The organism is Paraburkholderia sp. SIMBA_030, from assembly GCF_046535245.1.
Lineage (GTDB): Bacteria > Pseudomonadota > Gammaproteobacteria > Burkholderiales > Burkholderiaceae > Paraburkholderia.
In genome coordinates this window covers 1-233 of sequence record NZ_JAWRXB010001705.1, presented here as the reverse complement: position 1 = coordinate 233, position 233 = coordinate 1, and the positions used below count along the sequence as shown (strand labels likewise).

Here is a 233-nt window from a genome sequence, read left to right as displayed (position 1 = left end):
CGGTCGGTTGCGACCCGATGAGCGTGCTATATCACTTCAAGTCGAAGGACGGCCTGACCCGTGCGATCGCGAATGCGCTGTCGCGCTCGCTGGTACCGGTCGACGACACGCTGCCATGGCGCGAGCGGCTGCGCGATCTCGCGCGCCAGTACCGCGCGCTCGCGCTGCGCTACCCGGCCGCATTCGCGCTGCTGCAGCGGCACATGAGCACCGGGCCGGCCGATCTCGCGCAC

At 70.0% G+C, this 233-nt stretch carries 1 protein-coding gene; it reads left to right on the top strand.

All coding sequences use genetic code 11. The annotated features are described in order from the left end of the window. The coding region (locus SB772_RS45840) for a TetR/AcrR family transcriptional regulator (protein WP_410839255.1) at positions 1–233 on the top strand (233 nt) is incomplete at both ends.